The organism is Pseudomonas sp. GW822-FHT01E03 (assembly GCF_058802985.1).
Genome location: NZ_JBXAOQ010000002.1, coordinates 553,038 through 578,956, shown reverse-complemented (window position 1 = coordinate 578,956; position 25,919 = coordinate 553,038). Strand labels below are relative to the sequence as shown.

General features: G+C 60.6%; 22 protein-coding genes. 16 read left to right on the top strand and 6 right to left on the bottom strand.

Going from position 1 to position 25,919, the window contains the following annotated elements; translation table 11 throughout:
- Positions 1-15: 15 nt before the first annotated feature.
- Together AC1RP7_RS05895 and AC1RP7_RS05890 are read right to left on the bottom strand one after the other, a co-directional pair.
- Positions 16-546 carry a DUF5943 domain-containing protein gene (locus tag AC1RP7_RS05895; RefSeq protein ID WP_008048169.1) on the bottom strand — a complete coding sequence of 177 codons (531 nt, stop codon included), beginning with the start codon at positions 544-546 and terminating at the stop codon, positions 16-18.
- A gap of 78 nt (positions 547-624) precedes the next feature.
- Positions 625-1,602 carry a dipeptidase gene (locus AC1RP7_RS05890; protein ID WP_032829497.1) on the bottom strand — a complete coding sequence of 326 codons (978 nt, stop codon included), beginning with the start codon at positions 1,600-1,602 and terminating at the stop codon, positions 625-627.
- A 236-nt stretch (positions 1,603-1,838) separates the two neighbouring features.
- Between AC1RP7_RS05890 and AC1RP7_RS05885 the strand changes: the two genes are divergently transcribed.
- Positions 1,839-2,240: a lysozyme inhibitor LprI family protein gene (locus tag AC1RP7_RS05885; RefSeq protein WP_218494728.1), complete on the top strand. Its 402-nt coding sequence runs from the start codon at positions 1,839-1,841 to the stop codon at positions 2,238-2,240.
- A 61-nt stretch (positions 2,241-2,301) separates the two neighbouring features.
- Entirely contained in the window at positions 2,302-2,718 is a 417-nt protein-coding gene (locus AC1RP7_RS05880; RefSeq protein ID WP_493181345.1) for a DUF3010 family protein, read from the top strand.
- Between the two features lie 129 nt (positions 2,719-2,847).
- Here the strand turns inward: AC1RP7_RS05880 and AC1RP7_RS05875 are convergent, their stop codons facing one another.
- Entirely contained in the window at positions 2,848-3,792 is a 945-nt protein-coding gene (locus tag AC1RP7_RS05875) for a GlxA family transcriptional regulator (RefSeq protein WP_057712988.1), read from the bottom strand.
- A gap of 223 nt (positions 3,793-4,015) precedes the next feature.
- Between AC1RP7_RS05875 and AC1RP7_RS05870 the strand changes: the two genes are divergently transcribed.
- The 6 genes from AC1RP7_RS05870 to AC1RP7_RS05845 all read left to right on the top strand — a co-directional run bounded on the left by AC1RP7_RS05870 (position 4,016) and on the right by AC1RP7_RS05845 (position 9,506).
- Positions 4,016-4,960 (top strand): choline ABC transporter substrate-binding protein, encoded by a 945-nt coding sequence (locus tag AC1RP7_RS05870; protein WP_090451845.1) that lies wholly within the window; start codon positions 4,016-4,018, stop codon positions 4,958-4,960.
- Positions 4,961-5,054: 94 nt separating this feature from the next.
- Positions 5,055-5,942, top strand: a complete 888-nt coding sequence (gene cdhC, locus AC1RP7_RS05865) for a 3-dehydrocarnitine:acetyl-CoA trimethylamine transferase CdhC (RefSeq protein ID WP_492586756.1) — start codon at positions 5,055-5,057, stop codon at positions 5,940-5,942.
- 130 nt (positions 5,943-6,072) lie between these two features.
- Complete coding sequence (locus tag AC1RP7_RS05860; protein ID WP_090451847.1) at positions 6,073-7,038, top strand: L-carnitine dehydrogenase; 966 nt, start codon at positions 6,073-6,075, stop codon at positions 7,036-7,038.
- A gap of 153 nt (positions 7,039-7,191) precedes the next feature.
- Positions 7,192-7,668 carry a thioesterase family protein gene (locus tag AC1RP7_RS05855; protein ID WP_090451849.1) on the top strand — a complete coding sequence of 159 codons (477 nt, stop codon included), beginning with the start codon at positions 7,192-7,194 and terminating at the stop codon, positions 7,666-7,668.
- Positions 7,669-7,681: 13 nt separating this feature from the next.
- A complete protein-coding gene (locus AC1RP7_RS05850; RefSeq protein ID WP_090451851.1) occupies positions 7,682-8,845 on the top strand; it encodes a gamma-butyrobetaine dioxygenase in 1,164 nt (387 codons plus the stop codon).
- Between the two features lie 394 nt (positions 8,846-9,239).
- Positions 9,240-9,506 (top strand): hypothetical protein, encoded by a 267-nt coding sequence (locus AC1RP7_RS05845; RefSeq protein WP_007995656.1) that lies wholly within the window; start codon positions 9,240-9,242, stop codon positions 9,504-9,506.
- Between the two features lie 96 nt (positions 9,507-9,602).
- Here the strand turns inward: AC1RP7_RS05845 and gbdR are convergent, their stop codons facing one another.
- Positions 9,603-10,706 (bottom strand): choline metabolism transcriptional regulator GbdR, encoded by a 1,104-nt coding sequence (gbdR, locus tag AC1RP7_RS05840; RefSeq protein WP_007975492.1) that lies wholly within the window; start codon positions 10,704-10,706, stop codon positions 9,603-9,605.
- A gap of 539 nt (positions 10,707-11,245) precedes the next feature.
- On the bottom strand, positions 11,246-12,622 hold the full coding sequence (locus AC1RP7_RS05835; RefSeq protein ID WP_102672293.1) for an L-serine ammonia-lyase: 1,377 nt from the start codon (positions 12,620-12,622) through the stop codon (positions 11,246-11,248).
- Between the two features lie 436 nt (positions 12,623-13,058).
- Between AC1RP7_RS05835 and AC1RP7_RS05830 the strand changes: the two genes are divergently transcribed.
- The 3 genes from AC1RP7_RS05830 to choV all read left to right on the top strand — a co-directional run bounded on the left by AC1RP7_RS05830 (position 13,059) and on the right by choV (position 16,093).
- Positions 13,059-14,006: a choline ABC transporter substrate-binding protein gene (locus AC1RP7_RS05830; protein WP_057712981.1), complete on the top strand. Its 948-nt coding sequence runs from the start codon at positions 13,059-13,061 to the stop codon at positions 14,004-14,006.
- A 66-nt stretch (positions 14,007-14,072) separates the two neighbouring features.
- Positions 14,073-14,918 (top strand): choline ABC transporter permease subunit, encoded by an 846-nt coding sequence (gene choW, locus AC1RP7_RS05825; protein WP_057716544.1) that lies wholly within the window; start codon positions 14,073-14,075, stop codon positions 14,916-14,918.
- On the top strand, positions 14,915-16,093 hold the full coding sequence (gene choV / locus AC1RP7_RS05820) for a choline ABC transporter ATP-binding protein (protein WP_047534342.1): 1,179 nt from the start codon (positions 14,915-14,917) through the stop codon (positions 16,091-16,093). Before choW ends, choV begins: the two co-directional genes overlap by 4 nt.
- 259 nt (positions 16,094-16,352) lie before the next feature.
- On the opposite strand, the gene AC1RP7_RS05815 is transcribed toward choV, so the two are convergent.
- Complete coding sequence (locus AC1RP7_RS05815) at positions 16,353-18,293, bottom strand: BCCT family transporter (protein WP_493181457.1); 1,941 nt, start codon at positions 18,291-18,293, stop codon at positions 16,353-16,355.
- Between the two features lie 381 nt (positions 18,294-18,674).
- Between AC1RP7_RS05815 and betI the strand changes: the two genes are divergently transcribed.
- The 5 genes from betI (at position 18,675) to AC1RP7_RS05790 (ending at position 25,772) form a co-directional block, all read left to right on the top strand.
- Entirely contained in the window at positions 18,675-19,268 is a 594-nt protein-coding gene (gene betI, locus AC1RP7_RS05810; protein ID WP_007985937.1) for a transcriptional regulator BetI, read from the top strand.
- 62 nt (positions 19,269-19,330) lie between these two features.
- On the top strand, positions 19,331-20,803 hold the full coding sequence (betB, locus tag AC1RP7_RS05805; RefSeq protein ID WP_057712979.1) for a betaine-aldehyde dehydrogenase: 1,473 nt from the start codon (positions 19,331-19,333) through the stop codon (positions 20,801-20,803).
- A 204-nt stretch (positions 20,804-21,007) separates the two neighbouring features.
- Positions 21,008-22,708, top strand: a complete 1,701-nt coding sequence (gene betA, locus AC1RP7_RS05800) for a choline dehydrogenase (RefSeq protein ID WP_090451859.1) — start codon at positions 21,008-21,010, stop codon at positions 22,706-22,708.
- Between the two features lie 284 nt (positions 22,709-22,992).
- Positions 22,993-24,435 carry a TldD/PmbA family protein gene (locus AC1RP7_RS05795; protein WP_057712977.1) on the top strand — a complete coding sequence of 481 codons (1,443 nt, stop codon included), beginning with the start codon at positions 22,993-22,995 and terminating at the stop codon, positions 24,433-24,435.
- The gene (locus AC1RP7_RS05790) at positions 24,435-25,772 is read left to right on the top strand and encodes a TldD/PmbA family protein (protein ID WP_493181346.1); all 1,338 of its coding nucleotides are present in this window, start codon (positions 24,435-24,437) and stop codon (positions 25,770-25,772) included. The genes AC1RP7_RS05795 and AC1RP7_RS05790 overlap by 1 nt, the downstream gene beginning before the upstream one ends.
- The last annotated feature ends 147 nt before the right edge of the window (positions 25,773-25,919 follow it).

Below are 25,919 nucleotides of genomic sequence, written 5' to 3'. Positions count from 1 at the left end.
GGCGGGTTCCTCGACTTACAACGGCTTGACGGTGAACAAGCCGTCTTCGTGGCCCTCTTCGGAGCCACCGTAGACTTGTTCGGCCACGGTGCGGATCTTGCTGCCGCGAGCGGCGAGGATCTGATCCATAGCCCCTGCAAACCAGCCAGTGAACATGTAGTCGACCTTGCGCCCGACCTTGCCGTACACGTAGACGAATGCCGAGTGTTCGAGCTTGACGCTGGCGGTGCCTTTGTCGAGGTCGATGTCCTGGATCTTGAACAGGCCCCAGCCACGCTGCGACAGGCGCTTCATGTAGTGCTCGAACACCGCGACACCTTCCAGGCCGTGGCATTCGGCTTCTTTTTCACACCAGTGCCAGGCGGACTTGTAGCCGGCCTTGTAGAGGATTTCGGCATAGGCTTCAGCGCCCAGCACTTCCTCGATGCCCATGTGGTTGTTGACGAAGAAATGGCGCGGCACGTACAGCATCGGCAGGGCGTCGGAGGTCCAGACACCGGTTTCGCTGTCGACTTCGATTGGCAATTGCGGGGCGATCTTGGCCATGGAAACTTAACTCCAGAAAAATTTTGGTGTTGCCCCCGGCGCGGACGGCCGGGGGAAAGGATTCAGAGGTGCAGCGGCTTATTCGCCCCAGACATCTTTCAAGACGTTGACCCAGTTCTCGCCCATGATCTTGCGTACCACGCGCTCGGAGTGGCCGCGCTTGAGCAGGGTCTCGGTCAGGTTCGGGAACTCGCCCACGGTGCGGATGCCCAGCGGGTTGATGATCTTGCCGAAACTGGTCAGGCGGCGGGCGTAGCCCTTGTCGTGGGTCAGGTATTCGAAGAAGTCCTGGCCATGGCCCTGGGTGAAGTCGGTGCCGATGCCGATGGCGTCTTCGCCGACGATGTTCATCACGTACTCGATGGCTTCGGCGTAGTCGTCGATGGTCGAATCGATGCCCTTGGCCAGGAACGGCGCGAACATGGTCACGCCGACAAAGCCGCCGTGGTCGGCGATGAACTTCAGTTCTTCATCGGACTTGTTGCGCGGGTGCTCTTTGAGCCCCGATGGCAGGCAGTGGGAGTAGCAGACCGGTTTCTTCGACTCGAGGATGACTTCTTCGGAAGTCTTGGAACCGACGTGGGACAGGTCGCACATCACACCAACGCGGTTCATCTCGGCGACGATTTCGCGACCGAAACCCGACAGGCCGCCGTCACGCTCGTAGCAACCGGTGCCCACCAGGTTCTGGGTGTTGTAGCACATCTGCACAATGCCGACGCCCAGTTGCTTGAACACCTCGACATAGCCGATCTGGTCTTCGAAGGCGTGAGCGTTCTGGAAGCCGAACAGGATGCCGGTCTTGCCCTGCTCCTTGGCTTTACGGATGTCGGCGGTGGTGCGCACCGGGATCACCAGGTCACTGTTCTCGCGAATCAGCTTCTGGCTCGCGGCGATGTTGTTGACGGTGGCCTGAAAGCCCTCCCACACCGACACGGTGCAGTTAGCCGCCGTCAGACCGCCCTTGCGCATGTCTTCGAACAGTTCACGGTTCCACTTGGCGATAATCAGCCCGTCGATAACGATGCTGTCGGCGTGCAATTCGGCTGGGCTCATCAGGCTGTCCCCTTGTTAGCGATTCATGCGCCGAATCGTGTGCCGGCGCTTTGGGGCCAGCATATGCCTCGGTGCAGGGGCAGCCGGGTGCAAAAACGACAGGGGGTTTGCCGAAAGCGTCAATCCGCGACAAAGGGTCGTCGCCAGGCACAATCATCGACCTGTTCAAGGCCCCTGGCTTGGGCCAGAATTCGCCGCATCACTGGATGCTTCACTGGACAAGAGCGGCGACGATAATGAAATCGATCATTCTGGCAATGGCACTGATTGCGACCGGCGTACACGCAGCGGAGGTGGCCGACGACAACCCGTGCGACAAAGTCGAAAACGACATCCAGACCCTCGAGTGCTCGGCCTTCAGCAAAACCTCCGCCGAAGACCTGCTCAAGGAAAACCTCCAGGGCCTGACCGAGCGCATGCAGTCGCAGTACGGCAAAAACCCGTCGCAACTGGCCGACATCACCGCCAAGATCAAAGCCGCCCAACAGCAATGGCTGAAGACCCGCGACGCAGACTGCGCCGTCGAAGCCTTCCCGGCCACCAACGGCAGCAAGGCGCTCACCATTGCCCAGAACGATTGCATTGCACGGATGAGCGACGAGCGGTCGGAGTTTTTGGAGTCGATTGGGCAGGAGTGATCCGTTCCCCAGCCAGCTTGAGCTGTAAGCTGCACACCCTCTGTCACTAATGGGATTGAACATGAAAGTCTGCGGCATCGAAATCAAGGGCAGTGAAGCGATCATTGCCGTGGCCACGCTGGACGGTCAGGCGCTGGGCCATGTCGCGCTCGCCACCAAGAAAATTGCCCTGGACGATGATGACGAAGCCGCCAACGTCAAAGTGTTTGCCGCTCAGGTCGCATCGTTTGTCCGTGAGAATTCCATCGACCGCATTGCGATCAAGAAACGCAGCAAGAAAGGCGAGTTCGCTGGCGGGCCAACGACCTTCAAGATCGAGGGGGTTTTCCAGTTGCTGGAGAATTGCGAGGTGACCTTGCTGTCGCCGCAGACCATCACGGCGCAGTGCAAGAAATTCAATGTCGAGCTGCCGGCGACGCTGAACAAATATCAGCATGAGGCCTACAAGGCTGCGTGTTCGGCATTGGTGAAGAAGTAAATAAACTTCCGGAACACCAATAACCTGTGGGAGCGAGCTTGCTCGCGATGGCGGTAAGGCAGTCGACATCTATGTTGAATGTGCCGACCTCATCGCGAGCAAGCTCGCTCCCACAGGTTTCTCGGGGGTTTATGCCTTGGCGGTGCGTCGATCCTCCCGCGGGCACCGCTCATACTTCGCCCGATAACTGCGGGTGAAATACGACGGCGATTCAAACCCGCAGGCAATGCTCACTTCCAGCACGCTCATGTCGGTCTGGCGTAGCAACTGCCGGGCCTTTTCCAGCCTTAATCGCAGGTAGAAATTGCTCGGCGTGTCGTTCAGGTGCAGGCGAAACAGGCGCTCCAGCTGCCGCCGCGTCACCTTGATCGATTCCGCCAGCTCCAGCGTGCTCAGTGGCGGTTCACTGTGCTGCTCCATCTCGCCGATCACGTGAACCAGCTTCTTGTTGCTGATGCCATAACGGGTGGCGACTTCCATGCGCTGATGGTCTTTGCGCGGGCGGATGCGGCCAAGCACGAATTGCTCGCTGACCTGGATCGCCAGCTCCGGACCATGAGCCTGGGCGATCAGATCCAGCATTAAATCAATAGAGGCGGTGCCGCCAGCAGAGGTGATGCGACGGCGGTCGATCTCGAACAGTTCCTGGGTGACGCTGAGCTGTGGATAAGATTCCTTGAACGCGTCGATGGCTTCCCAGTGCAGGGTCAGGCGATGGCCGTCGAGCAAACCCGCCTCGGCGAGGATGAAGCTGCCGGTGTCGATGCCACCGAGGGTCACGCCTTCGTGGTCCAGGCGGCGCAGCCAGTGTTCCAGCGCCGGGGTGGTGAACTTCAGGGGCTCGAACCCGGCGACCACCAGCAGCGTCACGCCTTTTTTCAACGGTTCCAGCGCCGCATCGGCGTTGACCGACATGCCGTTGCTCGCCAGCACCGCCCCGCCATCGGCGCTCAGCACATGCCAGCGATACAGCTCGCCACGAAAGCGATTGGCCACCCGCAACGGCTCGATGGCCGAGATAAATCCGATGGCCGAGAAACCCGGCATCAACAAAAAGTAGAAATCCTGGGACATGGAGCGCACTCGCTTAGCAGGTAACAAGAGGCCAGGTAACGAGAGGGCGGGCAGCGTAGGGATGTTGATACGCCAGTTGCGAGCGGCATTCAAGAGCACAGGTCGCTGCAGTGCAAGAGCTGGTCGCCGCAGTGCGCTTTCATCGGTGCTTTGCTGCGTAACTTGGCATCACCGGCGCATCAGACACCGGAACTCACAATAACGAACTGCCGAGGAACCTGAGATGAAACGACTGATCAGCAGCTGTGTTCTTGCACTCAGTGGTACCGCGTTACTGAGCGCCAGTGTCATGGCCGCCGAACCCGCCGCGTGCCAGAACGTGCGCATGGGTGTAGTGAACTGGACCGACGTGATCGCCACCAGTGCCATGACCCAGGTATTGCTCGACGGCCTCGGCTACAGCACCAAACAAACCAGCGCCTCCCAGCAAATCATCTTCGCCGGGATCCGCGACCAGCGTCTGGACCTGTTCCTCGGCTACTGGAACCCGCTGATGACCCAGACCATCACCCCGTTCGTCGACGCCAAGCAGGTCAAGGTGCTTGAAGCGCCAAGCCTGCAGGATGCCCGCGCGACCCTCGCCGTGCCGACCTACCTCGCCGACAAGGGCCTGAAAACCTTCGCTGATATCGCCAAATTCGAAAAAGAACTGGGCGGCAAAATCTACGGCATCGAGCCTGGCTCGGGCGCCAACACCCAGATCAAGGCGATGATCTCCAAGAACCAGTTCGGCCTCGGCAAGTTCCAGCTGGTCGAATCCAGCGAAGCCGGCATGCTCGCCGCGGTGGATCGCGCCGTGCGTCGCAACGAAGCCGTGGTGTTCTTCGGCTGGGCGCCGCACCCGATGAACGTCAACGTGAAAATGACCTACCTCACCGGCAGCGACGACGCCCTTGGCCCGAACGAAGGCAAGGCCACCGTATGGACCGTCACCGCACCGACCTACACCGAACAATGCCCGAACATCGGTCGCCTGCTGAGCAACCTGACGTTCACCGCCGAAGACGAGAGCCGGATGATGCAGCCGCTGCTGGATCACAAGGACGCTTTCGAGTCGGCCAAACAATGGCTCAAGGATCACCCGCAGGACAAAAAACGCTGGCTTGAAGGCGTCACCACCTTCGATGGCAAACCGGCGGCTGAAAACCTGAAACTGACCAGTAAATAAACCGAATGAACCACCGACTCGCAGCCCCACCGGGCTGCGAACGGGATCACCACGCCCGGCCAAAACCAAAAACTCGCCTGTAAGGAACCGCCAAATGAACCACGACGTCATCATCACCTGCGCACTCACCGGTGCTGGCGACACGACCGCCAAGAGCCCGCACGTGCCGGTCACCCCGAAACAAATCGCGGCCGCCGCCGTGGAAGCCGCCAAGGCCGGTGCCACCGTGGTTCACTGCCATGTGCGCGACCCGCAAACCGGCAAGTTCAGCCGTGACGTGGCGCTGTATCGCGAAGTGATGGAGCGCATCCGCGAGGCGGACGTGGACATCATCGTCAACCTCACCGCCGGCATGGGCGGCGACCTGGAAATCGGCGCTGGCGAGAACCCGATGGAATTCGGCCCGAATACCGACCTGGTCGGCCCGCTGACCCGCCTGGCCCACGTCGAAGAACTGCTGCCGGAAATCTGCACCCTCGACTGCGGCACCCTGAACTTCGGCGACGGCGACACCATTTACGTCTCCACCCCGGCCCAACTGCGCGCTGGCGCCAAACGCATCCAGGAACTGGGCGTTAAAGCCGAGCTGGAAATCTTCGACACCGGCCACCTGTGGTTCGCCAAGCAGATGATCAAGGAAGGCCTGCTCGACAACCCGTTGTTCCAGCTGTGCCTGGGCATCCCTTGGGGCGCGCCAGCGGACACCACCACCATGAAAGCCATGGTCGACAACCTGCCGGCCGACGCGGTCTGGGCCGGTTTCGGTATCGGTCGCATGCAGATGCCGATGGCGGCACAAGCAGTGTTGCTCGGCGGCAACGTGCGGGTCGGGCTGGAAGACAACCTGTGGCTGGACAAGGGCGTGCTGGCGACCAACGGCCAACTGGTCGAGCGCGCCTCGGAAATCCTCAGCCGCCTCGGTGCCCGCGTCCTGACCCCGGCTGAAGGCCGCAAGAAAATGGGCCTAACAAAGCGCGGTTAATCCCACACACACCCTGTAGGAGCGAGCCTGCTCGCGAAAAAGGTACAGCCGACGCCAATCGGCGCCTGGAATACCATCGCGAGCAAGCTTCGCTCCTACAGGAGTTCAACGAACCTTCTAGGAAATCGCCATGAGCTTTATCACCGAAATCAAAACCTTCGCAGCGTTAGGCAGCGGTGTCATTGGCAGCGGTTGGGTATCCCGCGCCCTCGCCCATGGCCTGGATGTAGTGGCCTGGGACCCGGCCCCCGGTGCCGAAGCGGCCCTGCGCAAGCGTGTCGCCAACGCTTGGGGCGCGCTGGAAAAACAAGGTTTGGCACCGGGTGCATCGCAGGATCGCCTGCGTTTTGTCGCGACCATCGAAGAGTGCGTGCGCGATGCCGATTTCATCCAGGAGAGCGCCCCGGAACGGCTGGAGCTGAAACTGGACCTGCACAGCAAAATCAGTGCGGCAGCCAAGCCCAATGCGTTGATCGGCTCCAGCACCTCTGGCCTGTTGCCGAGCGAGTTCTACGAGAGTTCGACGCACCCGGAACGCTGTGTGGTCGGTCACCCGTTCAACCCGGTTTACCTGCTGCCACTGGTGGAAGTGGTCGGCGGTAAAAACACCGCCCCTGAAGCTGTGCAAGCGGCCATGAAGGTCTATGAATCCCTGGGGATGCGCCCGCTGCACGTGCGCAAGGAAGTGCCGGGGTTCATCGCCGACCGCCTGCTCGAAGCACTGTGGCGTGAGGCGCTGCACCTGGTCAACGACGGCGTGGCGACCACCGGCGAAATCGACGACGCCATCCGCTTCGGCGCGGGCTTGCGCTGGTCGTTCATGGGCACGTTCCTGACTTACACCCTGGCCGGTGGCGATGCCGGCATGCGTCACTTCATGGCGCAGTTCGGCCCGGCGTTGCAATTGCCGTGGACCTACCTGCCGGCGCCGGAGCTGACCGACAAACTGATCGATGATGTGGTCGATGGCACCAGCGATCAACTGGGTAAACACAGCATTTCGGCGCTGGAGCGCTATCGTGATGACTGCCTGCTGGCGGTGCTGGAGGCGGTGAAGACCACCAAAGAGAAGCATGGGATGGCCTTCAGCGAGTAAGCCCAAGCTTTGGGGCCAGCAGTGCTGACCCCATCGCGAGCAAGCTCGCTCCCACATTTGATCGCAGGTGTCTGATACAACTCGGTCACCTGTGGGAGCGAGCTTGCTCGCGATAGCGGCAGTCCGGTCACCACACAAATTGGATCAGAAACCATGCCCACCCTCACCACCTACCAAACCACCATCATCCCCGACTGGGTCGACTACAACGGCCACCTGCGCGACGCCTTCTACCTGCTGATTTTCAGCTACGCCACCGATGCCCTGATGGATCGCCTGGGCCTGGACAGCAACAGCCGCGAGGCCAGCGGCAACTCGCTGTTCACCCTCGAACTGCACCTCAATTACCTGCACGAGGTGAAGCTCGACGCCCAGGTCGAAGTGCACACCCAAATCATCGCCCACGACAACAAGCGCGTGCACCTCTATCACAGCCTGCATCTGGTGGGTGATGCCCGGGAACTGGCTGGCAATGAACAGATGCTGCTGCACGTGGACCTCGCCGGGCCGCGTTCGGCACCGTTCAGCGAGCAGTCCTTGAGCCAGCTGCAAGCCATCGTCGCCGAACAGGCGGACCTGCCAGCGCCCGAGTACATTGGCCGAGTGATCGCATTACCCCAAAAAAAATAACAAGGAGATCGCCATGAACACCGCCGCTGCCTTTGCCGACTTTCGTACCTATCCGTTGATCAGCGCGCTGACTGCCGTGCAGACCCTGGCGGACCGTGTTCTGGTGAAGTGGGCCGACAATCGCGTCAGCCCCTTCCACCATCAATGGCTGAGAGACAATTGCCCGTGCCCCCAGTGCGTGTACACCGTGACCCGCGAGCAAGTGCTGGAAATCGTCGATACAGCTCAAGACTTGATCCCTGACCAAGTGCACATCGACACCGAAGGTTGCCTGTCGGTTGATTGGCAGGACGGCCACAGCAGCCGCTTCGACCCCGGCTGGCTGCGCGCCCACGCCTATGACGACGAGTCCCGCGCCGAGCGCCAGGCACGCAAGCCAAAAGCCAGGCTTTGGCACAGTAATTTGCAGTTGCCGGTATTCGAGTATCAGGCGCTGATGAACGACTCCGACGCCTTGTTGCAATGGTTGTTGGCGGTACGGGATGTCGGATTGACCCAAGTCCGTGGCGTGCCCACCGAACCCGGCTCTCTGAAGCTGATCGCCCAACGGATTTCCTTCATCCGCGAGAGCAATTTCGGCGTGCTGTTCAACGTGCAATCCAAGGCCGACGCCGACAGCAACGCCTACACCGCGTTCAACCTGCCGCTGCACAGCGATTTGCCAACCCGGGAGTTGCAACCGGGGCTGCAATTCCTGCATTGCCTGGTCAATGACGCCGAGGGTGGCGAGAGCATTTTTGTCGACGGGTTTGCCATTGCCGACGCCTTGCGCCGGGAAGACCCCGAATCTTTCAAAAGCCTCTGCGAAATCCCCGTGGAGTTTCGCAACAAGGACCGTCACAGCGACTACCGCTGCCTGGCACCGATCATTGCCCTGGATACGTTGGGGCAAGTGTCGGAAATCCGCATGGCCAACTTTCTGCGCGGCCCCTTCGATGCATCCGTGGAGCAGATGCCCAAGTTGTATCAGGCCTACCGGCGCTTTATCGCAATGACCCGCGAGCCTCGATTCAGGTTGATGCAGCGGCTCAATCCCGGTGAACTGTGGTGCTTCGACAACCGCCGCACCTTGCATGCGCGCAACGCCTTCGATCCCGCGACCGGCGCCCGGCATTTCCAGGGCTGCTATGTCGACCGGGATGAGTTGTTGTCGCGCATCCTCGTGTTACAGCGCTAGACCGCGTCATCGTTCATCGCGGGCAAGCCACGCTCCCACAGGTTTGGCGTCGTTCACCAAATCTGTGGTAACCCCGATCCTGTGGGAGCGTGGCTTGCCCGCGATGGCGCCAGTCCAGACACCGAATATTTCCCGGATTCACAAGTAAAAAAAAGCCCCGATCAAGCCGTGACAGGATCGAGGCAGAGGGTACTGTTGAGGAGCTGCCGTGCGAGGGTGACCAAACCTTCGTGAAGCGAGCTGAGTCCAGTGTGCCCCCTCCTTTGGCCGGCAAGTTGCCCGAAAACGACCTGTTCATAGCCAATGCTGCCATTGCGACAATTCGCCCTTGCCGACACCCCGCACCCCTACCAGAATCGAACCAAGACACCGTTCCCTGAAGAAGGATTGCGTCATGATGCACGCCGATTTGATAGACCAGGAAGACCTGTTGGGCCAGCTCAAGTCGTTGGGATTCGAGGTGCCCACCGGCGCCACCGCCGAGCAAGCCTGCGAGTGTGCGGTACGGGGTTTGAACGATGTACGGGCGATGACCCTGCGGACCATGGTCAAACAGATGTACACCAGCAGCGCGACCATCTTGCCGGCGGTGCGCCAGGCGATCGACAAGCAGTTGTTGCCGGCGCTGGCGGAGTATCAGCAGAGCCACACAGGCCGATAAACAGCCTTCGCGAGCAAGCCCGCTCCCACATTTGATCTGTGTCGTTCACAAAACCAATGTGGGAGCGGGCTTGCTCGCGAATGAAGGCGCCTCGGTTTAAAGCCTTACACTGGCAAACGTAGACTCATTACGCGCCTGGCTCAGCGCCGACAATGGCCCGGACAACGGCGACAGCACCAGCGCTTGAGGCAACGGCATCATCGCCACTTGCTGGGTGGTGTTGGACCCTACGCGCTCGTCACGCGGCGGAATGCCGAAGTATTCGCGGTAGCACTTGGAGAAGTGCGGCGTGGACACAAACCCGCACACCGAAGCCACTTCGATGATCGACATCGGCGTTTGCTTGAGCAGCTGGCGAGCGCGGATCAGGCGCAGCTTGAGGTAGTAACGCGACGGCGAGCAGTGCAGGTACTTCTGGAACAGGCGTTCGAGCTGACGACGGGACACCGCGACATACACCGCCAGTTCGTCCAGGTCGATCGGCTCTTCAAGATTGGCCTCCATCAACGCGACGATTTCCTGCAACTTCGGCTGGTTGGTGCCGAGCATGTGCTTGAGCGGCACACGCTGGTGATCCTGTTCGTTGCGGATGCGCTCGTAGACAAACATTTCCGAGATCGCGGCGGACAGTTCACGCCCGTGATCACGGCTGATCAGGTGCAGCATCATGTCCAGCGGCGCGGTGCCGCCGGAGCTGGTGAAGCGATTACGGTCGAGGGTGAACAGGCGGGTGCTCATCGCTACACGCGGGAAAGCTTCCTGCATCGCCGCCAGGCATTCCCAGTGCACGCTGCAATCGAAACCATCGAGCAGGCCGGCGCAAGCCAGGGCCCAGCTGCCGGTGCACACCGCGCCGAGGCGGCGGGACTGGCGAGCCTGGCTTTGCAGCCATGACACGTGTTCCCGGGTAACGGTGCGCTGGATGCCGATGCCGCCGCACACGATGACGGTGTCCATCGGCGGGGCTTTGTGCATGGAAGCGTCGGGGGTGATTTGCAGACCGTCACTGGCCCAGACCTGGCCGCCATCGACGGTGAGGGTGGTCCAGCGATAAAGCTCGCGACCGGACAACTGGTTGGCCATGCGCAGCGGTTCCACTGCGGAGGCCAGAGAAATCAGCGTGAAATTGTCCAGCAGCAGAAAGCCGATGGATTGAGGCGCACGGTTCTGGGGTTGGGCCCCGGAGTTGAACGTCGTCATCGCGGTATCTCCTCACACAAAGCGGGTGATGGCCTCAGGCGGAGGCTCTTTTTATTGCCATCGTTCTCGCGTGGGAGACGGGCTTTGTAATGACAGAGCAATTGCCATGCCTAAATTTGAATGCGCGTTCAATAACTCCTAAAAACGACGTCGGAATGTGTCTATGTATGTCTTGCAAGGCGTGGGGATTTAAATGGCCATCAGGACTGGCAAGCGCCCCGGCCCACAAGCTGTGAGCAATTCGGTAGCACTTGTGGGAACGGCGTTTCGCCGCATCGCAGAGGAGTGTCACCGCAAGCACGGGTGACGGGCGGTCGAAGGCTGGCTGACCCTCGATCAGTGGCAAGACGATTTATCTGTAAGCGACGCACTAAAAGATGGCGCGACTTCGAGCGGGTGTTCACTTGGCGCGCAGTTTTGACTGGTCTACTGTGGCGAGGGGGCTTGCCCCCGTTCGGCTGCGTAGCAGTCGTAAAAGTTTTAGGGCCGCTACGCGACCCAACGGGGGCAAGCCCCCTCGCCACAGGGTCAACGCGGTCTCAACACTCCACCGCACTCACCGCCAACCCACCCCGCGATGTCTCCTTATATTTGTCATGCATGTCGGCACCGGTATCGCGCATGGTGCGGATCACCCGATCCAGCGAAATGAAGTGCTGGCCATCACCGCGCAATGCCATTTGCGCGGCGTTGATCGCCTTCACCGCGGCAATTGCGTTGCGCTCGATGCACGGCACCTGGACCAGCCCACCCACCGGGTCGCAGGTCAGGCCGAGGTTGTGCTCCAGACCGATCTCCGCCGCGTTGCACAGCTGCTCTGGCGTGGCGCCAAGGATTTCCGCCAGCCCCGCCGCCGCCATGGCGCAGGCCGAACCGACTTCGCCCTGGCAACCGACTTCGGCACCGGAGATCGAGGCGTTCTTCTTGCACAGGATTCCCACCGCCGCCGCGCCGAGGAAGTAGTCGACGACATTGGCGTCGGTCACGGCCTCGCTGAATTTCATGAAGTAGTGCAGCACCGCCGGAATGATCCCCGCCGCGCCGTTGGTCGGTGCCGTGACCATGCGCCCGCCGGCGGCGTTTTCTTCGTTGACCGCCAGGGCGAACAGGTTGACCCATTCCATGGCGCTCAAGGTCGAGCCGATCACGTTGGGTTTATTCAGTTCCTGCAGGCTGCGATGCAGCTTGGCCGCACGGCGGCGCACGTTCAACCCGCCGGGCAGGATGCCTTCGTGTTTGAGGCCCTGTTCAACGCAATCCTGCATGGCGCGCCAGAGCTTCATCAGGCCGCTGCGGATTTCATCCTCGCTGCGCCACACCCTCTCGTTGGCCATCATTAACTCAGCCACACGCAGGTTGTGTTTTTTACACAGTTCCAGCAGCTCGGCGGCGCTGGAAAAATCATAAGGCAACACAGTGCTGTCGAGGTCGACGACACCGCTGGAAGCCTGCGCTTCATCGACGACAAAACCGCCGCCGACCGAATAGTAGGTGTCGCGATGCAACTCGCCGTCATCACCCTCGACAATCAGGGTCATGGCGTTGGGATGGAATGGCAGGTTCTCGTCGATCAGGCGCATGTCCCGGCCCCAGATGAAGGGCACCGGCAAGCGACCGTCGAGCAGCAGCGTGTCGGTCTCGCGCAGGTTGGCGATACGGATGCCGATTTGCGACGGATCAATCGCATCCGGCCACTCGCCCATCAGCCCCATGATCACTGCATTGTCGCTGCCGTGGCCGATACCGGTGGCCGACAACGAGCCGAACAGCTGGACTTCGACACGCCGCACCTGCTCAAGCAACCCACGCTCGCGCAGGCCCTGCACAAACAACGCCGCCGCCCGCATGGGCCCCACGGTGTGCGAACTGGAAGGGCCGATGCCGATTTTGAACAGGTCGAAAACACTGATAGCCATTACTGCCGAACTCCTGGATGGGCCCACTGCGCACGCAAAAACGCACGGTGACGGAGCTGCTACGCTCAAGCTGCAATCCGCCGAGATGACCGCATCATCAAGCTTTTATCGTGTTGTTCGACGTCTCTAACCGACGCACTCATGCCCACCAGCGCCGCGTGTCTTTTACGCCGTGTTTTCGCCGTTTTTTTGCGGTTCAGAAGAGGAAAAGGGCCTGAAAAAATCTGTAAACGACGTCACCGACACTGGATGCGACCATCCCTGTACTGGATACGACGCACCCTGTAGGCGTCAGATTTTCACTGGTACATGATCATATCGACTCGATTGCAAGGCGCTGCGGTAGAGCTGTCTCCAGAACGCCATCCAACCGCAACCTATAAGTGCGGTGGTCCAGTCGGAACACTGCCAAAAAAAAACACCAAGGAGTCCATCCATGAAAGGTTCCCCGTCGTTGTTGTTGGCCGCCATGCTTAGTCTGCCGGTTCTGGCGCAAGCCGCAGAACCGGCGCAGTGCAGTACCGTAAACTTCTCCGATGTCGGCTGGACCGACATCACCGCGACTACCGCGACCACCAGCGTCGTGCTCAACGCCCTCGGCTACAAGACCAAGACCACCATGATTTCCGTGCCCGTGACCTACAAGTCCCTGGCCGACGGCAAGAACATGGACGTGTTTCTGGGCAACTGGATGCCGACCATGGAAAACGACATCAAGGCCTACCGCGATGCCGGCACCGTGGAAACCGTACGCACCAACCTCAAGGGCGCCAAGTACACCCTCGCCGTCCCTCAGGCGCTGTACGACAAGGGCCTGCATGACTTCGCCGACATCGCCAAATTCAAGAAAGAGCTCGACGGCAAAATCTACGGCATCGAGCCTGGCAACGACGGTAATCGTCTGATCCAGAGCATGATCGACAAGGATGCCTTCGGCCTGAAGACCGCCGGTTTCAAAGTCGTCGAATCCTCCGAAGCAGGCATGCTGTCGCAGGTCGACCGCGCACAGAAACGCGACACCGCCGTGGTGTTCCTCGGCTGGGCGCCGCACCCGATGAACAAGCGCTTCAAAATTCAATACCTGACCGGTGGCGATGACTTCTTCGGCCCCGACTTCGGTGCCGCCACCGTGGCGACCAACACCCGCAAGGGTTACGCGCAGGAGTGCAGCAACGTTGGTCAGTTGCTGAAGAATCTGGAGTTCACCGTCGACATGGAAAGCGAACTGATGGGCAACATCCTGGACGACAAGATGAAGCCTGACGCGGCCGCCAAGGCCTGGCTGAAAAACAATCCACAGGTGCTCGATACCTGGCTCGCTGGCGTGACCACCATTGACGGTAAACCAGGCCTGGAGGCCGTGAAAGCCAAACTGGCCAAGTAATCGCTTATGCCGGGCGGCCTCGGCCGTCCGGGCTGTTTATTTCCTTGCATGCGGACGTTCACTACCATGCTGATTGATCAGAAAATCCCCTTAGGCCAGTACATCGCGGGCTTCGTTGAATGGTTGACGCAACACGGCGCCAACACCTTCGACGCCATCGCCGTGTCACTGGAAACGATGATCCACGGCGTGACGTTTGCGCTGACCTGGTTCAACCCGCTGGTACTGATCGGCGTAATCGCACTACTGGCACACTTCATTCAACGTAAATGGGGCCTGACAGCGTTTGTCGTTGCCTCCTTTCTGCTGATCCTCAATCTGGGGTACTGGCAGGAGACCATGGAAACCCTCGCCCAGGTGTTGTTCGCCACCCTGGTCTGCGTGATCATCGGCGTGCCGCTGGGCATCGTCGCCGCGCACAAACCGATGTTCTATACTTTAATGCGTCCGGTACTCGATCTGATGCAGACCGTACCGACGTTCGTGTACCTCATTCCTACCCTGACCCTCTTCGGGCTGGGTGTGGTCCCGGGTCTGATCTCCACGGTGGTGTTCGCGATTGCCGCGCCCATCCGCCTGACCTACCTGGGTATTCGCGATGTCCCGGAAGAATTGATGGACGCCGGCAAGGCCTTTGGCTGCTCGCGCCGTCAATTGCTCTCGCGAATTGAACTGCCTCATGCCATGCCAAGCATCGCGGCCGGCATCACCCAGTGCATCATGCTGTCGTTGTCGATGGTGGTGATCGCGGCACTGGTTGGCGCCGACGGTTTGGGCAAACCCGTGGTCAACGCACTGAATACCGCTGATATCGCCCTGGGCTTCGAAGCAGGTCTGGCGATCGTACTGCTGGCGATCATGCTCGACCGTATCTGCAAACAACCCGACGCCAAAGTAGGGGGTGACGCATGAGCATTATTCGCTTCGATAACGTTGACGTTATCTTCTCCAAGGATCCACGCGAGGCACTCAAGCTGCTGGATCAAGGCATGACCCGAAACGAGATCCTGAAAAAGACCGGGCAGATTGTTGGTGTTGAAAAAGCCAGCCTGGACATCGAAAAAGGTGAGATCTGCGTACTGATGGGCCTGTCCGGCTCCGGTAAATCCAGCCTGCTGCGCTGCATCAACGGCCTCAACACCGTCAGCCGCGGCAAGCTGTTCGTCGAGCACGAAGGCAAGCAGATCGACATTGCCTCCTGCACCCCGGCAGAACTGAAAATGATGCGCACCAAGCGCATTGCGATGGTGTTCCAAAAGTTCGCCCTGATGCCCTGGCTGACCGTTCGCGAGAACATCAGCTTCGGTCTGGAGATGCAGGGTCGTCCCGAGAAGGAACGCCGCAAGCTGGTGGACGACAAGCTGGAGCTGGTGGGCCTGACCCAGTGGCGCAACAAGAAACCCAACGAGCTGTCCGGTGGTATGCAACAACGCGTGGGCCTGGCCCGTGCCTTGGCGATGGACGCCGACATTCTGTTGATGGACGAACCGTTCTCGGCGCTCGACCCACTGATCCGCCAGGGTCTGCAAGACGAGCTGCTGGAACTGCAACGCAAGCTGAGCAAGACCATCGTATTCGTAAGCCACGACCTCGATGAAGCCCTGAAACTTGGTAGCCGTATCGCGATCATGAAAGACGGCCGGATCATCCAGTACAGTGTGCCGGAAGAGATCGTGCTGAACCCGGCGGACGACTACGTGCGGACCTTCGTGGCACACACCAACCCGCTGAACGTACTGTGCGGCCGCAGCCTGATGCGCACCCTGGACAACTGCAAACGCATCAACGGTTCGGTGTGCCTCGATCCGGGCGGCGATTCGTGGCTGGACCTGGCGGAAGGCAACACTATCAAAGGGGCGCGTCAAAACGGTTCTGCTCTGGATCTGCAGAACTGGGTACCGGGTCAGGCTGTTGAAGGCCTGGGTCGTCGACCAACCCTGGTGGACTCGAACATCGGCATGCGCGATGCGCTGCAGATTCGTTATCAGACCGGCAACAAACTGGTGCTGCACGATAACAACCATGTAGTGGGGATTCTTGGCGACAGCGAGCTGTATCACGCACTGCTCGGCAAGAACCTGGGGTAAGGCAACAGACACAAAAACGCCGCGAGAGTATCGCGGCGTTTTTGTTTGTGGGGATATCGGGTGACGCAGCTTTGTGGCCGATGGCCCCATCGCGGGCAAGCCCGTTCTCACATGGACGCAGAACAACCTGTGGGAGCGAGCTTGCTCGCGATGAGGGCTTAACATTCAACATGAGTGTTGACTGTCCCTCCGCTATCGCGAGCAAGCTCGCTCCCACAGGGCGTTGCGGAGCATTCACTGCACCGCAGTTCCTCACACCTTAGCTATAAACCCGGCCAAGGAGCTGCCGATGGCTTTCAAACTGATCGAGCACATCACGGGTGATCTGATCCTGGGTGAAGCCCATCAAGTCGTAGTCCTGGCTGCCGTTGTGCAGATACACCTCGGCACGATAGTAACGCTGACGCGCCTCATCGGATTGAGCCGATTCGGTTGGCGTGGCCAGGTAGCCATCCAGGCTGACTTCGTAGACAAACGGGTTGCCCTCTTCCATCTCGACCCGTACGCCCATGCAACGCTTGGACTTGCCCAGCAGCGTCTGCACTTCCAGGCCTTGCGTACGCAGCTGCACAGCCGCATCGTCCAGCGCCGGAGTCACGCGCTTGTCCATGAAGCGCTGGACCACCGACTGGCTCGGTTGCAGGTCCAACTGGGTCAAACGCTCAGTGAAACCACGGCGACCACGTGCCGCCAGTTCCGCTTGCTCCTGTTCGATCTGCACGTCCTGGCGCATGGCCTTGTGCAAGCCGAACATGAAGAACACCAGCACCACCGAGAACGGCAGACCGGCCAGCACCACCATGGTTTGCATGGCTTCGAAGTTGCCGGCGAACAGCAGGCCGATGGTCACCAGGGTGATCACCGCCGACCAGAAGATCCGTAGCCAGTGCGGCGCGTCTTCGTCGACATTGCCGCCCTTGCACGAAAGGTTGGCCATCATCACCGCGCCGGAGTCCGCCGGGGTCAGGAACAACACGAAACCGACAAAGATCGACACGCCGATCACAACCTTCGACGCCGGGTAATGCTCAAGCAACTGGTAGATCGCCATGGACGGCTGTTCCAGCGCCGTCTTCCCGAGCTCCACCGCCCCATGGTTCATCACCAGGTCCAGGGCAGAGTTACCGAAGATCGACAGCCACGCCAGGGTGAAGCCCAGCGGAATCAGCAGCACGCCGGCCACCAGTTCGCGCACGGTGCGACCACGGGAAATACGCGCGATGAACATGCCCACGAATGGCGCCCAGGAAATCCACCAGGCCCAGTAGAACAGGGTCCACAGGCCCAGCCAGCGGTCGGACTTCTCACTGTCGCCTTCGTACACATACAGATCGAAAGTCTTCAGTACCACACCGTTCAGGTAGTCACCGACGTTCTGTACGAAGCCGTTGAGCAGGTGCAAGGTCGGGCCGAACAACAGGACGAAAATCAGCAGGCCGCTGAACAGCACGATGTTGAGGTTGGACAGACGGCGGATGCCGTTTTCCACGCCCGACACGGCAGCGATGGTCGCCACGGTGCTCATCACGATGATCACGATCAGCAGGTTGGTGTTGCTGTGCTCCATGCCGAACAGGTTTTCCAGCCCCGACGACACTTGCAGCGAACCGATCCCCAGGTTCGTCACCAGCCCCAGCAGGGTCACGAACATGCCGAAGCCGTCCACCGCGTGCCCAGCCGCGCCCTTGACCCAACGCTCACCCACCAGCGGATACAACGCCGAACGCAACGCCAGCGGCTGGTTGTGCCGGTAGGCAAAGTACGCCACGGCCAGGCCGACCAGCGCGTAGATCGCCCAGCCATGCAAGCCCCAGTGCAGGAAGGTCAACTGCACCGCCTGACGGGCCGCCAGGTTGCTGCCAGCCACGCCTTCCGGCGGGTTGAAGTAGTGGTCCAGCGGCTCGGACGCGCCGAAGTACAGCAGCGAAATACCGATACCAGAGGAGAACAGCATCCCCGCCCAGGCACCGTAGCTGAAGTCCGGGGTGTCGTCCTTGCTGCCCAGTTTCAATTTGCCGTAGGACGAAAACGCCAGACCAACGACAAAAATCAGGTAGGCGGCGATCACCACCATGTAGTACCAGCCGAAGCTGCGGGACAACCAGGCTTGCGCCGTACCCAGCATTCTGCCGGCCTCTTGCGGGGCGATGATCAGAATGGCGGTCAACAACAGAATCAACGCGGTAGAGGTGTAGAACACCCAACCGTTGACCGTCACCTTCTCGGGTGGGGTCTTTATTAGCGAGGCAGAACTCATGGCACAGATGCTCCGGGCAGTGCGAGAGAAGAACGCAAGACAAACGAGTTACCCGACCAATCGGTTAGTGGGCAGCCGACCGGCGGGTGATATAAAGACAGCCCGAAAAAAGCCCGAAGCCCTTGAGACGCCGTGGCGTATAGGCTTCGAGCTATTTCGGATGTCGGTTTGCCGCCATTTACATGTAGGAAAAATCTGTAAGCAGCGACGATTTGTCGCAGATCTTATTCTTTGTTGATTGAACGTTCAATCAAAACAAAATAGACTGGCCCTCAAGCCGATGGACGTTCTGCGTCTGCGGGAAGGCCTAAGGAGATGTGCAAGATGCCCAAGGTCGGTATGCAACCCATCCGCCGCCAGCAATTGATCGAAGCCACTTTGCAGGCCGTCGATCAGGTCGGAATGGGGGACGCCAGCATTGCGCTGATCGCCCGTTTGGCCGGTGTCTCGAATGGCATCATCAGTCACTACTTTCAGGACAAGAATGGCCTGATCGCCGCCACCATGGGGTACCTGATGACCGTCCTGAGCGAGAACGTCACCCTGCGCCGACAGGCGCTGACAGATGACAGCCCGAGGGCTCATCTGCAGGTGATCATCGAAGGCAACTTCGACGCCAGCCAGGTCAATGGCCCGGCAATGAAAACCTGGCTGGCCTTCTGGGCCACCAGCATGCACCAGCCGTCTTTGCACAGGTTGCAGCGGATCAACGATCACCGTCTGTATTCCAACCTGTGCTGCCAGTTTCGCCGCGTGCTGCCGCTCAATGATGCGCGCAGTGCCGCCCGAGGCCTGGCAGCGTTGATCGACGGCCTGTGGTTGCGCGGCGCGTTGTCGGGAGATGCTTTCGACACCGAGCAGGCGCAACAGATTGCTTACGAATACATGGATACCCAACTGGCCAAGCGGGTGAGTTAGAGCACACATAAACGCTCAACCACCGAACCGCGCCAGCCACTTAATGCTCTTGCGAGGACTTTATGGCCCGTTTCGAACTGCAAAAACTCTACATCGATGGCGCGTACAGCGACGCCAGCAGCGACGCCACTTTCGAAGCCATCAACCCGGCTAACGGTGAAGTCCTCGCAAAAGTGCAACGTGCTACCAAGGAAGACGTCGAACGCGCCGTCGTCAGTGCCGAAAAGGGCCAGAAGATCTGGGCCGCCATGACTGCCATGGAGCGTTCGCGCATCCTGCGTCGTGCCGTGGAAATCCTGCGCGAGCGCAACGACGAACTGGCCGCCCTGGAAACCCTGGATACCGGCAAGGCCTACTCCGAAACCCGCTACGTCGACATCGTCACCGGCGCTGACGTGCTGGAGTACTACGCAGGCCTGGTACCGGCCATCGAAGGCGAGCAGATTCCGCTGCGCACCACTTCGTTCGTCTACACCCGTCGCGAGCCGCTGGGCGTCGTGGCCGGTATCGGCGCGTGGAACTACCCGATCCAGATCGCCCTGTGGAAATCCGCACCAGCCCTGGCGGCCGGTAACGCGATGATCTTCAAGCCAAGCGAAGTCACCTCGCTGACCACCCTGAAACTGGCCGAGATCTACACCGAAGCCGGCGTACCAAATGGCGTGTTCAACGTCCTGACCGGCAGCGGCCGTGAAGTCGGCACCTGGCTGACCGAACACCCGCGCATCGAGAAAGTCTCGTTCACCGGCGGCACCGATACCGGCAAGAAAGTCATGGCCAGCGCTTCGAGCTCTTCGCTCAAGGACGTGACCATGGAACTGGGTGGCAAGTCGCCGCTGATCATCTGCGACGACGCCGACCTCGATCGCGCCGCCGACACCGCGATGATGGCCAACTTCTACAGCTCCGGCCAGGTTTGCACCAACGGCACTCGCGTGTTCGTACCGGCTCACCTGAAGGCCGCTTTCGAAGCCAAGATCGCTGAGCGCGTTGCGCGCATCCGCATCGGCAACCCGGAAGACGAAAACACCAACTTCGGTCCGCTGGTCAGCTTTGCGCACATGGAAAGCGTGCTGGGCTACATCGCCAAGGGCAAGGAAGAAGGTGCCCGCCTGCTGTGCGGCGGTGAGCGCCTGACCGACGGTGAATTCGCCAAGGGTGCGTTCGTGGCGCCGACCGTGTTCACCGACTGCACCGACGACATGACCATCGTCCGTGAAGAAATCTTTGGCCCGGTGATGGCGATCCTCTCCTACGAAACCGAAGAGGAAGTGATCCGCCGCGCCAACGACACCGACTTCGGCCTGGCCGCCGGTATCGTCACCAAGGACCTGAACCGCGCCCACCGTGTGATTCATCAGCTGGAAGCCGGTATCTGCTGGATCAACGCCTGGGGCGAATCCGACGCGAAGATGCCGGTCGGTGGCTACAAGCAGTCGGGTGTCGGCCGTGAGAACGGCATCAGTTCGCTGAACAACTTCACCCGCATCAAATCGGTACAGGTCGAGCTGGGCGATTACGTCTCGGTGTTCTAAGTACTGCGAGATCTCTGTGGCGAGGGGGCTTGCCCCCGTTGGGCTGCGAAGCAGCCCCCTCTCCAGACACCGCAAGTCTTCAGATTGAAAGCAGTCGCAGATTTTACGACTGCTGCGCAGCCGAACGGGGGCAAGCCCCCTCGCCACAGGTTGTGCAGTGTCCCAGCGACCGCGACCTGACCAACTTCAAAGAGGGTGCATTCAATGTCCCAAGAATTCGACTACATCATCATCGGTGCCGGCTCTGCCGGTAACACCCTGGCGACCCGTCTGACCGAAGACGCAGGCGTCACCGTCCTGCTGCTCGAAGCGGGCGGCCCGGACTACCGTTCCGATTTCCGCACACAGATGCCGGCCGCCCTGGCGTTCCCGCTGCAAGGCCGTCGCTACAACTGGGCCTACGAAACCGATCCGGAGCCACACATGGACGGTCGTCGCATGGAGTGCGGTCGCGGCAAAGGTCTGGGCGGTTCCTCGCTGATCAACGGCATGTGCTACATCCGCGGCAACGCCATGGACTACGACGGCTGGGCAAAATTGCCAGGCCTTGAGGACTGGTCGTACCTGGACTGCCTGCCGTATTTCCGTAAAGCGGAAACCCGCGACATCGGCCCTAACGACTACCACGGTGGCGACGGCCCGGTCAGCGTGACCACGCCGAAAGCCGGCAACAACCCGCTGTTCCACGCCATGGTTGAAGCCGGCGTGCAGGCCGGTTACCCGCGCACAGAAGACTTGAACGGCTACCAGCAGGAAGGCTTCGGCCCGATGGACCGCACCGTGACGCCGAAAGGTCGTCGTGCCTCCACCGCCCGCGGCTACCTGGACGTCGCCAAGAAGCGTTCGACCCTGACCATCGTCACCCACGCCCTGACCGACAAGATCCTGTTCGAAGGCAAGCGTGCGGTCGGCGTGCGTTACCTGGTCGGCGCTGCCGAGGAGCGCGTTGAAGTCAAGGCGCGCAAGGAAGTACTGCTGTGCTCCGGCGCCATCGCTTCGCCGCAGATCCTGCAGCGCTCCGGCGTGGGCCCTGCCGAACTGCTGAACAAACTCGACATTCCGGTGGTCCACGATCTGCCGGGCGTCGGTGAAAACCTGCAGGATCACCTTGAGCTGTACCTGCAATACGCTTGCACCCAACCGGTCTCGCTGTACCCGTCGCTGCTCTGGTACAACCAGCCGGCCATCGGTGCCGAGTGGCTGTTCAACGGCACCGGCATCGGCGCCAGCAACCAGTTCGAAGCCGGCGGTTTCATCCGTACCCGTCCGGAGTTCGAATGGCCGAACATCCAGTACCACTTCCTGCCGGTAGCGATTAACTACAACGGCAGCAACGGTGTGAAAGAGCACGGCTTCCAGGCGCACATGGGCTCCATGCGTTCGCCAAGCCGCGGGCGCATCCAGGCCAAGTCCAAGGATCCGCGCCAGCACCCGAGCATCCTGTTCAACTACATGGCCACCGAGCAGGACTGGCAAGAGTTCCGCGACGGCATCCGCCTGACCCGGGAAATCATGCAGCAACCTGCACTGGACGCCTTCCGCGGTCGCGAAATCAGCCCGGGCGTCGAGGTGCAAACCGACGAGCAACTGGACAAGTTCATCCGCGAACACGCCGAAACCGCGTTCCACCCGTCCTGCTCGTGCAAGATGGGCACCGACGAAATGGCCGTGGTCGATGGCGAAGGTCGCGTGCATGGCATGCAAGGCCTGCGTGTGGTCGATGCGTCGATCATGCCGATCATCACCACCGGCAACCTCAATGCACCGACGATCATGATGGCCGAGAAAATCGCCGACAAGATCCGTGGTCGCAAGCCATTGCCGCGCAGCACCGCCACTTACTATGTGGCGGGTGAAGCGCCGGTGAAGGGCAAGCCGGTGCGGGAAGTGAGCCAGACTGCATAAGTCGCTACACCGCGTCACGGCCAATCGCGAGCAAGCTCGCTCCCACAGGTTTCGGGTTGGATTGCAGATTTGTGATCCAGCCCGGACTACTGTGGGAGCGAGCTTGCTCGCGATGGGGCCCTGACAACCAACACACATCTTCCGGCCGAACCCGATAATCCCTCTCTACACCGCTTCACCCTTGATCCTCCCCCCTCGCAGGCCTAATCTAGCGCCACGCAATCGTTTCACCTCTCCCCTCGCAGCACCGCTCCATCGCCACTCCATACCCAGGAGGTTCACGAATGTTCGATTTCTACCCCCAGCTCAAGCAGCGCTTCGCTGCCTTGCGCACGGGTGCTGAATTCTTTTCCCTGCGTTATGTACGCGAATCCGGGCAGTACCTGTCGGTGCGCAAGAACGTCGCCGAACCACCGAGCTTGAGCCGTGACGAAGGGGCGATGCTGACCGTGCGGGTCAATGGCGTCGAGGCCTATGCGGCCACCAACGACCTGTCGCAACAGGGCTTGCAAGCCGCTCTCGAACGCGCCGAATTCCAGGCCCGTCGACTCAAGCCCCACGCCTTGCTGGACCTGCGCGAGCAGGCTGTTTCCAGCGACCGCGCCGATTACTTTTCACCCAACCTCGACCAGGCCTTCCCGTCCCTGAGCGACTGCTTCCAACTGCTTGGCACCGAGTCGGCCGCCGTGCCCAAGGACGAGCGCCTGGTGAACTGGCAGGTCAGCCTGGGTATCACCCACGTCGAGCAGATCTACCTCAACAGCGCCGGCGCCGAACTGCGCCAGGCCCAACGCTTTGTGTACCCCGGCCTGGACGTCACGGCCTACGACGGCAACGACAGCCAGACCCGCAGCCTTGGCCGCGAGAACTTCGGCCAGCAAGGCGCGGCGGACGTCATCAGCCGCTGCGGCCTGATCGGTGCCGGTGCCCAGGTGGCCGATCAGGCCCTGCAATTGCTCCTGGCGCCAAACACCCCGCAAGGCAAGCGCGACCTGCTGCTGATGCCCGACCAGATGATGCTGCAAATCCACGAATCCATCGGCCATCCGCTGGAACTGGACCGCATTCTCGGCGACGAGCGCAATTACGCCGGCACCAGTTTCGTCAAAGCCAGCGATTTCGGCCACCTGCAATACGGTTCCGGCCTGCTCAACGTGACCTTCGATCCCGACATCCCCGAGGAACTCGCCAGTTACGGTCATGACGACGACGGTACGCCCGCCAGCAAACAGTTCCTGATCCGCGAAGGCCTGTTGCTGCGCCCGCTGGGCGGTGCATTGTCGCAATTCCGTGCCGGCATGGACGGCGTCGCCAACAGCCGCGCCTGCGGCTGGAACCGCCCACCCATCGACCGCATGGCCAACCTCAATATCGAGCCCGGCGATCAGTCCATCGAACAACTGATCGCTGGCATCGAACACGGCGTGCTGATGTCGACCAACCGCTCATGGTCGATCGACGATGCCCGCAACAAATTCCAGTTCGGCTGCGAATGGGGCCAACTGATCGAAAACGGCGAACTCAAGGGCGTGGTGAAGAATCCCAACTATAGGGGCATCTCCGCGCAGTTCTGGAAAAGCCTCAGCGCCGTCGGCGATGCCGGTACCCTCAAGGTCCTCGGCACACCGAACTGCGGCAAGGGCGAACCGAACCAGGTGATCCGCGTCGGCCACGCGTCACCGGCCTGCGTGTTCAGCAACGTTGATGTATTCGGAGGAGACGCCTGATGAATCCTTCAAACAGCCAGTCCGCGTCGTTCAAGGCGCTGGTCAACAGCCTGCGTGCAGCCCTGCAAGAGCCCGAGCAGTTCACCCTCAGCTACGCCGCCGAGTCGTCGGCCTTCGTGCGTTTCAACCACGCTAAGGTGCGTCAGGCCGGTCAGGTGCAGCAGGCGAGTATCGGCTTGAAGCTGATCAACGAAGGCCGCCATGCCGACCTGAACATCACCCTGGCCGGCGATCCCCAGGTTGATCTGCGACGTTTGACCGAAGGCCTGCAACAGCTGCGGGAAACCTTGCCGCTGCTGCCTCCGGATCCTTACTTACTGCTCAACCACAATGGCTGGCAGAGCAACAACGTGCAGTCGCATCCACTGCCGGACACCGAACAGGTGGTCGCGCAAATCACCCAGGCTGCCGAAGGCCTGGATCTTGTCGGTTTCTACGCTGCCGGACCGATCAGTCGCGGCTTTGCCAGTTCTTCGGGTGCCTTCGGCTGGCATCAGGCCAACAGCTTCAATTTCGACTTCAGCCTGTTCCATGAGAATGGCCAGGCCGTGAAAGCCAGCTACGCCGGGCACGACTGGAACAGCGAAGGCTTTGCCAGACGCTTCCAGCAAGCCCGCGAGCAGCTTGAGTTTCTGGGCCGGCCGCTGCGCACTTTGGCACCCGGCCAATACCGCGCCTACCTGGCACCGGCGGCGCTGGAAGAAATCATGGGCATGCTGTGCTGGGGGGGATTCTCTGCACAGTCGATTGCCAGCAAAAGCAGCCCGCTGCAAAAGCTCTACGGTGGCGACAGCACGTTCAGCCCGCTGGTCTCGCTGGATGAAAAAGTCAGCGGCTCGCTGAGCCCGGCGTTTTCCGATGAAGGTTATCCACGCAGCGACCTGGGGTTGATCGTGGACGGCAAGGCCGGGGCACAACTGGTCAGCTCGCGCAGCGCCGCGGAATACGGCTTGACCGCCAATGGCGCCAGCGGCGGTGAATCACCGAGCGCGCTGAACATGAAGGCCGGGGCATTGCCTGACGCGGACATCCTCAAGCAACTGGGCACCGGGTTGTACATCAGCAACCTGTGGTACCTGAACTTCTCGGATCAACCGGCCGCCCGCCTGACCGGCATGACCCGGTTTGCCACGTTCTGGGTCGAAAACGGCGAGATTCAAGCACCGGTCAGCACCATGCGATTTGATGACAGCGCCTTCAGCCTGCTCGGTTCGCAGCTGGAAGCGTTGACCCAGGAGCGGGAGTTGTTGCTGTCGGCGAGTACGTACAGCCAGCGGGCGACGGCGTCGGCGTTGTTGCCGGGGGCGTTGGTAAACCGGCTCACATTAACGCTGTAACCACAAACTCCCGGAACACCGGGAACCTTGTGGGAGCGAGCTTGCTCGCGATGAGGCCATTTCATTCAACATCATTGTCGACTGATCTACCGCTATCGCGAGCAAGCTCGCTCCCACAATGACTGTGATCACAAATCATTTAGCATT